The organism is Noviherbaspirillum album (assembly GCF_035916955.1).
Taxonomy (GTDB): Bacteria; Pseudomonadota; Gammaproteobacteria; order Burkholderiales; family Burkholderiaceae_D; genus Noviherbaspirillum; species Noviherbaspirillum album.
In genome coordinates this window covers 206884-215762 of sequence record NZ_JAWIIV010000009.1, presented here as the reverse complement: position 1 = coordinate 215762, position 8879 = coordinate 206884, and the positions used below count along the sequence as shown (strand labels likewise).

Annotated in this window: 8 protein-coding genes and 1 pseudogene; 7 read left to right on the top strand and 2 right to left on the bottom strand. The window is 61.7% G+C overall.

Annotation, left to right across the window (positions count from 1 at the left end; translation table 11 throughout):
• From RY831_RS33405 to RY831_RS13310, 6 genes and pseudogenes are all read left to right on the top strand, one after another.
• A pseudogene (locus tag RY831_RS33405) lies at nucleotides 1-113 on the top strand (TRAP transporter substrate-binding protein); the annotation flags it as partial.
• A 155-nt stretch (nucleotides 114-268) separates the two neighbouring features.
• Entirely contained in the window at nucleotides 269-760 is a 492-nt protein-coding gene (locus RY831_RS13330; RefSeq protein WP_326506843.1) for a TRAP transporter small permease, read from the top strand.
• Nucleotides 751-2037: a TRAP transporter large permease gene (locus RY831_RS13325; RefSeq protein ID WP_326506842.1), complete on the top strand. Its 1287-nt coding sequence runs from the start codon at nucleotides 751-753 to the stop codon at nucleotides 2035-2037. Before RY831_RS13330 ends, RY831_RS13325 begins: the two co-directional genes overlap by 10 nt.
• 196 nt (nucleotides 2038-2233) lie before the next feature.
• Nucleotides 2234-3010 (top strand): HpcH/HpaI aldolase family protein, encoded by a 777-nt coding sequence (locus RY831_RS13320; RefSeq protein WP_326506841.1) that lies wholly within the window; start codon nucleotides 2234-2236, stop codon nucleotides 3008-3010.
• A gap of 41 nt (nucleotides 3011-3051) precedes the next feature.
• Nucleotides 3052-3948, top strand: coding sequence for a 2-hydroxy-3-oxopropionate reductase (gene glxR, locus RY831_RS13315; protein ID WP_326506849.1), 897 nt, complete (start codon nucleotides 3052-3054; stop codon nucleotides 3946-3948).
• 21 nt (nucleotides 3949-3969) lie between these two features.
• Nucleotides 3970-5241: a glycerate kinase type-2 family protein gene (locus RY831_RS13310; RefSeq protein ID WP_326506840.1), complete on the top strand. Its 1272-nt coding sequence runs from the start codon at nucleotides 3970-3972 to the stop codon at nucleotides 5239-5241.
• Nucleotides 5242-5310: 69 nt separating this feature from the next.
• On the opposite strand, the gene RY831_RS13305 is transcribed toward RY831_RS13310, so the two are convergent.
• Together RY831_RS13305 and RY831_RS13300 are read right to left on the bottom strand one after the other, a co-directional pair.
• Entirely contained in the window at nucleotides 5311-6063 is a 753-nt protein-coding gene (locus tag RY831_RS13305) for a FadR/GntR family transcriptional regulator (RefSeq protein ID WP_326506839.1), read from the bottom strand.
• 125 nt (nucleotides 6064-6188) lie between these two features.
• Nucleotides 6189-6914, bottom strand: coding sequence for a FadR/GntR family transcriptional regulator (locus RY831_RS13300; protein ID WP_326506838.1), 726 nt, complete (start codon nucleotides 6912-6914; stop codon nucleotides 6189-6191).
• A 312-nt stretch (nucleotides 6915-7226) separates the two neighbouring features.
• On the opposite strand from RY831_RS13300, the gene RY831_RS13295 reads away from it, so the two are divergent.
• On the top strand, nucleotides 7227-8846 hold the full coding sequence (locus RY831_RS13295) for an Ig-like domain-containing protein (RefSeq protein ID WP_326506837.1): 1620 nt from the start codon (nucleotides 7227-7229) through the stop codon (nucleotides 8844-8846).
• The last annotated feature ends 33 nt before the right edge of the window (nucleotides 8847-8879 follow it).

Genomic DNA, 8879 nt, shown 5'->3' with positions numbered 1-8879 from the left:
CGGACGTGGACAAGAAAGGATTTACGGCGGCGATGAAGCCGGTGTATGACCGCTTCGTCACCGACCCGGCGCTCAAGGACGTGGTCGCCAAGATCCAGAAAAGCGCAAATTGATTCCATGTCCCTCGCATGAGGTGACAAATCATTGATGGAAGCCCAACGGCCTCCATCAATGCAGTTTTTTCTGGATTTTCTGGATTTCTGGAGGCCGTATGTTAGATGCAGCGATCAAGGCGGACATGGCGCCGCCTGTTCAAGAAGACAAGATAATGTTTCTCACTAAATTCAACGCGGCGCTATGCCGCGCGGCGATGGTCGCGGCGGTGCTGGGACTGTTCGGCATCGTCTTCGTGGTGATGTGGCAGGTGTTCGGCCGCTACGTCATGAACGACACCCCGACCTGGGCCGAGGGTGCCGCCCTGGTCCTGGTCATCTACGTCACCATGCTCGGCGCCGCCGCCGGCGTGCGTGACGCCGGTCACATCGGCATGGAATCCATCCTCGTGCTGCTGCCCGAAAAACTGCGGCAGAAGTTCGAGATCGTCATCCATGTCGTCGTCGGCTGCTTCGGCGCCATGATGGTCTGGTACGGCTCCCTGCTCGGCAAGTCCGTTATGAACTACAACATCCCTTCGCTGGGCGTCTCCGAAGGCATCAACTATGTCGCCGTCGTCATCGCCGGCGTACTCATCATTCTCTTTTGCATCGAGCACATCATTGCAATCGTCACCGGTAAGGAAGTGATCCCATCATGGCACTGACAATTCTCGTACTCAGCTTCGCCGGCTTCCTGTTGCTTGGCGTGCCGGTGGCCTTCGCCATCGGCCTATCGTCCGCCGCCGCCCTGCTGGTCGAAGGCATGCCGCTGGCCGTCATGTTCCAGCGCATGGTCTCGGGCATGAACATCTTCTCGTTCCTGGCCATTCCCTTCTTCATCTTTGCCGGTGAAATCATGCTCTACGGCGGCGTGGCCGCCCGCATCGTGCGCTTCGCCAAGAGCCTCACCAACCACGTGCGCGGTGGCCTGGGCATGTCCAACGTGGTCTCATGCACCCTGTTCGGCGGCGTCTCCGGCTCGCCGGTGGCCGATGTCTCGGCCATGGGCGCGGTGATGATCCCGATGATGAAGAAAGAGGGTTATCACGCCGACTATGCGGTGAATGTGACCACCCATGCCTCGCTGGTCGGCGCGCTCATGCCCACCAGCCACAACATGGTGATCTACGCCTTCGCCGCCGGCGGCGCGGTGTCGATTTCTTCGCTCATCATGGCCGGCATGCTGCCGGCGCTGGTGCTGACCATCTGCATGCTGGTGGCGGCCTACCTGGTGGCGGTCAAGCGCAACTATCCCAAGGGCGAGTTCCCGGGCTGGGGCGAAGTGGTCGCGTCGTTCGGCTCGGCGCTGCCGGGCCTGATGATTGCGGTCATCATCCTGGTGGGTATTCTGTCGGGCATCTTCACGGCGACGGAAGCGGCGTCGGTGGCGGTGGTGTATGCGCTGATCCTCACCGTCTTCGTTTACAGGTCGATGACCTGGGAAAACCTGATGAAATCGGCGGCCAAGGCGGTCAAGACCACTGGCGTGGTGCTGCTGCTGATCGGCATTTCCGCGGTGTTCCAGCACCTGATGAGCTTGTATGAAGTGGCGGAACTGACCGGCGAGATGATGTCGAGCATTTCGTCGAGCCCGTGGGCGATCTTTGCGATGATCAACATCATCCTGTTCCTGCTGGGCACGTTCATGGACATGGCCAGCACGATCCTGATCTGCACGCCTATTTTCTTGCCGATCGCAATGAAGTTTGGCATGGACCCGGTGCAGTTCGGCATGCTGATGCTGATCAATTGCGCGCTGGGGTTGAACACGCCGCCGGTGGGAACCACCCAGTTCGTGGGCTGCGCGATTGGCGGAATCAGTGTGGGGCAGGTGATGAAGACGATTTGGCCGTTCTACGGGGCGCTGATCGCGGCCATGCTGCTGATCACCTACGTGCCCTCGTTCTCGCTGTGGCTGCCTTCGGTCATGCTAGGCAAGTAACAATTCAAGCAGCACATGCCGCCTGAATTGCCAGGCGGCTCTTGAATGACGGAGCGTTCGCCAGCGCGCTCCGTTTTTTCACGAAAGAAGCCTTGCCAGACAGGCAGATTGCCATTGAAAATAAACATGTCGGCCCGGTCCGAAGCATTGCAAGATCCCTGCACGCCGTCGTCCCACTTGATTCATCGAGGCTTCCATGAAAACCAATTCCTTCAAGGCGCGCTTAAAGGCCAGGCAGCAACAGATCGGCATATGGAGCATGCTGGCCAGTTGCAACGTCCTGGAAGTACTGACTCAATCCAGCTACGACTGGGTGCTGATCGATAGCGAACATGCCCCCAACGATGTGCCCATGGTACTGGAGCAGTTGCGCACCGTTGCGCAAGGCGACATGCCGGCGCTGGTGCGTCCGGTCGTCAATGACACCATCATCATCAAGCGCATGCTGGACATTGGTGCGCAGACACTGATCATTCCCATGGTGGATACCGCCGACGATGCCAGACGCGCGGTCGCCGCAATGCGCTACCCGCCGCTGGGCATTCGGGGCGTGTCGGCCGGAACCCGTGCCAACCGCTACGGCCGCGACGCCGATTACTTCGCGCAGGTCGACAACGAGACCTGCCTCGTGGTGCAGATCGAATCGGCTGCCGGTCTCGGCAACATTGAAGAGATCGCCGCAGTCGACGGCGTCGACGCTCTGTTCGTCGGACCTTCGGATCTCGCCGCGGCGCTCGGGCACCTGGGCGACAACAAGCATCCCGACGTGCAAAAGCAGATTCATGCCGCACGCGAACGTTGCCATGCCGCAGGCAAACCGATCGGCATCCTGATGCCGGACGCCGAGCTGGCGGCCGAATACACGCGCAGCGGATTTGATTTCGTCGCCATCACGACCGACATCACATTGCTCCGCAGCGGCGCTGAAGCAGCGTTGCGGAATCTCGCCGAATCGACACGGCAAGGCGTTTGACCGGCGGCTGAAGGCAGCCGCCGGCACGCCCCTCAATCATCATCAAGGAGAACTACATGGCAAACCTCGGCTTCATCGGACTGGGCATCATGGGTGCGCCCATGGCACTGAATCTGCAAAAGGGCGGACACCAGCTGTTCGTCCATACCCGAACCAAGCCGGCGCAGGACCCGCTCAACGGCCAGGCCACCTACTGCGCCTCCGCCACGGAAGTCGCGAAAAGCGCCGACATCATCTTCCTGATGGTGCCGGACACGCCGGATGTGGAGAAAGTGCTGTTCGCCGATAACGGCGTGGCCGCCGGCCTGTCCACAGGCAAGGCCGTGGTCGACATGAGTTCCATCTCGCCGATCGAAACCAAGGAATTCGCCAAGCGCATCAACGCGCTCGGCTGCGAATATCTCGATGCGCCGGTTTCCGGCGGCGAAGTCGGCGCCAAGGGCGCAACGCTCACCATCATGGTCGGCGGTTCGGTCGAGGGCTTCGAGCGCGTCAAGCCGTACTTCGAACTGATGGGCAAGAACATCACGCACGTCGGCGAGAACGGCGCGGGCCAGACCACCAAGGTCGCCAACCAGATCATCGTTGCGCTGACCATCGAAGCCGTCAGCGAAGCGCTGCTGTTCGCCTCGAAAGCCGGTGCCGATCCGGCGCGCGTGCGCCAGGCGCTGATGGGCGGCTTCGCTTCCTCGCGTATTCTCGAAGTGCATGGCGAGCGCATGGTCAAGCGCACCTTCGATCCGGGGTTTCGCATCGAGCTGCACCAGAAGGATCTGAACCTCGCACTGCAGGGCGCTCGCTCGCTCGGCGTTACGCTGCCCAATACCGCGACGGCACAGGAGCTGTTCAATACCTGCGTGGCGAACGGTTTCGGCAAGAGCGATCATTCCGCACTGTGCCGTGCGCTCGAACTGATGTCCAACCATCCGATCGCCTGATCGAACGGTGCCGACCCCGCCATGACGACCCAACACCGTAGCGCGCCCCGCGCGGATTTGCTGGACCTGTTCAAGAAGGCGGTGGCCGCGGTCAGCGCAGCGGATTGCGTGCCCGCGCACCTGCCCGCGCCGCCGCCCGGCCGAACCGTCGTGATCGGAGCGGGCAAGGGCGCCGCCGCGATGGCGCAGGCGGTGGATGCGCACTGGCGGGGTGATCTGTCCGGCCTGGTCGTCACCCGCTACGGCCATGGTGCGCCGACGCGCCGCATCGAAGTGGTGGAAGCCGCGCATCCCGTTCCCGATGCCGCCGGCGCCGCCGCGGCGCAGCGCATCATGGCATTGGCCGGATCGCTGGAGCAGGATGATCTGCTGCTCTGCCTGATCTCGGGCGGCGGATCATCGCTGCTTGCCGCGCCCGCGCAAGGGCTCGCGTTCGGCGACAAGCAGGCGATCAACCGCGCGCTGCTGCGCTCGGGCGCCAGCATCTCGGAAATGAATTGCGTGCGCAAGCACCTGTCGGCGATCAAGGGTGGCAGGCTCGCTGCCGCATGCAGGGGGCGCGTCCATACGCTGCTCATTTCCGACATCCCCGGCGATGACCCGAGCCATGTCGCCAGCGGGCCGACCATCCCTGACGCGACCACCTGCGAAGATGCATTGCGCATCATCGCCAGGTACGGAATAGAGGTTCCCGACGCAGTCAGGTCCCGCCTGGTTTCCGGCGAACTGGAAACCCCCAAGCCCGGCGACCCGCGCTTTGCGGGACATCGCCATGAAGTCGTCGCCACCGCGATGACCGCATTGGAAGCGGCGGCGGATAGGGCGCGTGCACTGGGCATCGAGCCGCAGATCCTGTCAGACCATATCGAAGGCGAAGCGCGCGACGTGGCCACCGCGCATGCGGACATCGTGCGCGAGATGCACGGGCAGGTGAAGGCGAGCGGCAAGCCTCGCGTGCTGCTCTCCGGCGGCGAGACCACCGTCACGGTGCGCGGCAAGGGGCGTGGCGGGCGGAATGCGGAATTCCTGCTTGCGCTGGCGGTGGCCCTCGAAGGCATGCCCGACGTGCATGCCATTGCCTGCGATACCGATGGCATTGACGGCTCGGAAGACAATGCCGGCGCAGTCATCGGCCCCGATACTTTGGCGCGCGCCGCTGCGTCCGGCATCGATGCGCAGGCCATGCTGGCCGACAACAACGGATATGGATTCTTCAGCGCGCTTGGCGACCTTGTCGTCACTGGCCCGACGCTGACCAACGTGAACGACTTCCGCGCGGTATTGGTTCTTTAAAGTCTCAACATCCGCTGCGATGACGCTGTGTCGATCCTGTTGTGGTCGAGCCAGACGTTTTCCGCGTTGTCAAGTCGCTCGCGGCTCTTCCGCGATCGCATTGCGCAGGCGCTCGAGGCTGCTGGTCAGGTGCACCAGCATGGCTTCGTGGGCGCGCTCGGCGCTGCCTTCGGCGATGGCGTCGTAGATCGCCTTGTGCTGCTGGTTCACGATGTGCATGTACTGCTCGCGCGGCAGTGGCTGGAACTGGTGGGTACGGACCTGGGTGCGCGGAATTGCGCGCGCACCGAGGAAGCTGAAGGTGTCGGCGTAATATCGGTTGCCGCTGGCGGCGGCGATGCTGTTGTGGAATGCGAAATCGGCGCCCGAGGTATCGTCGCCGCGCGTGCGCTGTTCAACCAGTTCGTCCAGCGCAGTCTTGATGCTGCGCAGTTCGTCTTCGCTGCGGCGCTGTGCCGCAAGAAAGGCAGCTTCCGGCTCCAGGCAGATGCGGAATTCCAGCAGCTGCAGCACCTCGCGTATCGTCTGTACCTCTTTCGGATCGGTGGCCACGCGCACGCGGCGGCTCGGCTCCAAGACGAAGGTGCCGATGCCATGGCGCGTCTCGACCAGGCCGTCGGCCTTCAGGCTCGATACCGCTTCGCGCACCACGGTGCGGCTGACCCGGTACTGCTCGATCAGCTCGATCTCGGTGGGAAAGCGGTCGCCCGCCTTCAATTCCCCGTTCTGGATGCGCTCGGTAAGCAATTCGACCAATTGCCGGCTGAGACTGCCGACATTGCTCCGGTTCGGGTTGTTGGACACTGCGGTATGGATATCCATGGAGTTCAGATCATTCAGATCAATACGGTGAAAAGCTAAGCCGGTTTCATTCTACACCGGCGATTTGCATTCAAAGCGGTCCCGGCCTGCAGGGATGGGCTTCATTGCGCCTGCAAGCGGCAGCCTTATTTGTCGCTGCCCAGGATGCGGATCATTGAATTGTTGATGTGTGCCCGCATCGCCGCCGACGCCGATTCGGGATCCTGTCGCGCGATAGCGTCGATGATCATTCTGTGCTCCTTGTCAGCCGACGCCATGCGCTGCGGCCCTTGCTCCCGCGACAGATTGCGCGACAGCGACATGCTGAACAGCGTCTGGCTGCGGATGGCTTCCAGCACCGACTGGAAGAAGGGATTCTTCGCCGCCATGGCGATCGCCATGTGCAGCGCAAAGTCTTCCTCGACTGCGATTTCGCCGCGTACCGTCACCGTCTGCAGCCGCTGGTAGGCGTTTTGTATCCGTTCGAGGTCGGCCCCATCGCGCATGCGCGCGGCATGGTGCGCGGCGCCGGCTTCTATGCCGCGCCGGAATTCATAACATCGCTGGAAATCGGCAACGCTGGCAATTTCACTGAAGTTGAGTGCCGGTGCCTGCTGCGGTCGCCCAACATAACTACCGGAGCCCTGGCGCGACACGATGATCCCGCCAGCCCGCAAACGTGCCAGGGCCTCGCGTATGGTGGGGCGCGACACGCGGTACTGCTCGCTCAGCGCCTCTTCGCCCGGAAGCCGGTCCCCTTCCTTTAGCTCGCCTTCAACGATGGATTTGAGGATCGAGTTGTAAAGCACGTCAGCCAGCTTTTCGCGCTTTTTGGTCGGATACGGAGCATTGAGGACAAGTTTGGACGCCACGGCGATATCACGATTCCTGTTTGGCTTGAAAGATGCGTTGGCCACTTCGGCAGGCGGTTTGCGAAATGCTTGCCGGCGGACATTGATCCTAAAGCGGTTGTAAGTAAAGACATCTTACAACATTGTCGCGATGAAGTCATTCCCACTGCATTTGTGAAAAGAGTTTCCGTCATTTCAGTTGAAAAAACCGATTGCCAAATACATAAGGGAAGTGTAACGGCAGGTAAGAAGAGGAACGAAATATGTTTCTGTAAGACAACACATGGTTTAACGAAATATGCTTCGCTATCACTTCTTCTCCGTAGATTTTCCATGTTCCTTTCAGCCTCCTTTAGCTATCGTGCGGTAGTTCCTGTCCGTCCGGCCGCGCGCAGCAGCATTGCCGCCGCAATCGCGCTACTTGTGTCCGGGATGGCGGCCAACGCCTCCGCCGCGACATTGGCAGTCGGTCCGGGAAAGCCGTTTTCAACGCCGTGCAAGGCTATCGGTGCCGCCAGAGCGGGAGACCTCATCGAGATCGACGGCGCGGCAACCTATACCGGAGACGTCTGCGGCATCTATGCGCACAACCTGACGATCCGCGGCGTCAATGGACGTCCGAAGATCGATGCCGGCGGCAGGAATGCGATGGGCAAGGGCACCTGGGTCGTGGTCGGCGATGGCACCACCATTGAAAACGTGGAAATGTTCGGCGCGAAAGTCCCCGACCGCAACGGCGCCGCACTGCGGCTTGAAGGAACGGGCTTCACCTTGCGCGGCAGCTTCCTGCATGACAATGAAAACGGCATCCTCTCCGGCGTCAATACCGCGTCGGACATCCTGATCGAAAATACGGAGTTCGGCCATAACGGCTATGGAGACGGGTATTCCCACAACGTCTACATCGGGCAGGCGAGGAGCCTGGTTTTCCGCAACAACTACTCGCACGATGCCCATGTCGGGCACAATCTGAAGTCGCGCGCCCATACCAACACCATCGCGTACAACCGGTTCTCAAGCACCGCGCCCGGCCAGGCGGGTACCACGGCAAGCGGACAGCCGAGCTATGAAATCGATTTGCCGAATGCCGGCACGGCCTATGTGATAGGCAATGTGATCGAACAACCCTTGATCAACCAGAACCCGGGCATGCTGGCCTTCGGCGCGGAAGGCGCGAGCAATCCCACCCAGGATCTCTACGTGGTGAACAACACCTTCCTCAACAACGACAGTTCGCGCGGAACCTTCATTCTGGTCGGGTCGTCGGTCACCACGCCAATCCTGATGCAGAACAATATCTTTTCGGGAGTAGGAGAAGCCACGACCCAGGTAACGGCCCTCGACAGGACCAATTACCGTTCACTGAGCCCGGCCTTCATGAATCGCGCCGCTTATGACCTGCGTCCGGCCGCAGGTTCACCGGTCATCAACACGGGTTCGGCGGCGGGCGTCTCGAAAACCGGTGTGTCGCTGACGGCCGTGGCGCAGTACAGGCATGTCGCATCCGCGGAGCAGCGCGTCCTGAACGGGCAGATAGATATCGGTGCCTACGAAGGCGCCGCGCCGGCACCAGCACCAGCACCAGCACCAGCACCAGCGCCGGCACCAGCGCCAACGCCAACGCCAACGCCAACGCCAACGCCAACGCCAACGCCAACGCCAACGCCAACGCCCGCCGATACCACGGCACCCAAGGTTTCCTTCACGAGCCCGGGCAACGGTGCGGTTGTTTATGGAACGGTCCGTGTATCGGTGCGGGCAAGCGACAATCGCGCCGTCGCTAGAACCATGCTGCTGATCGACGGCAGACGCGTGGCGACCGTGACGGGCGGCGTGCTCGACTACGCCTGGAGCACGCGCGGCCTGGCGGGCAGCCATACCCTGACCGCGATTGCCTACGATACATCGAATATCGGGGCGCGCAGTACTGTCCAGGTAAAAGTTCAGCGATAAGCTCCGGGCCGGCTCCGGATGCGGATGTGTTCC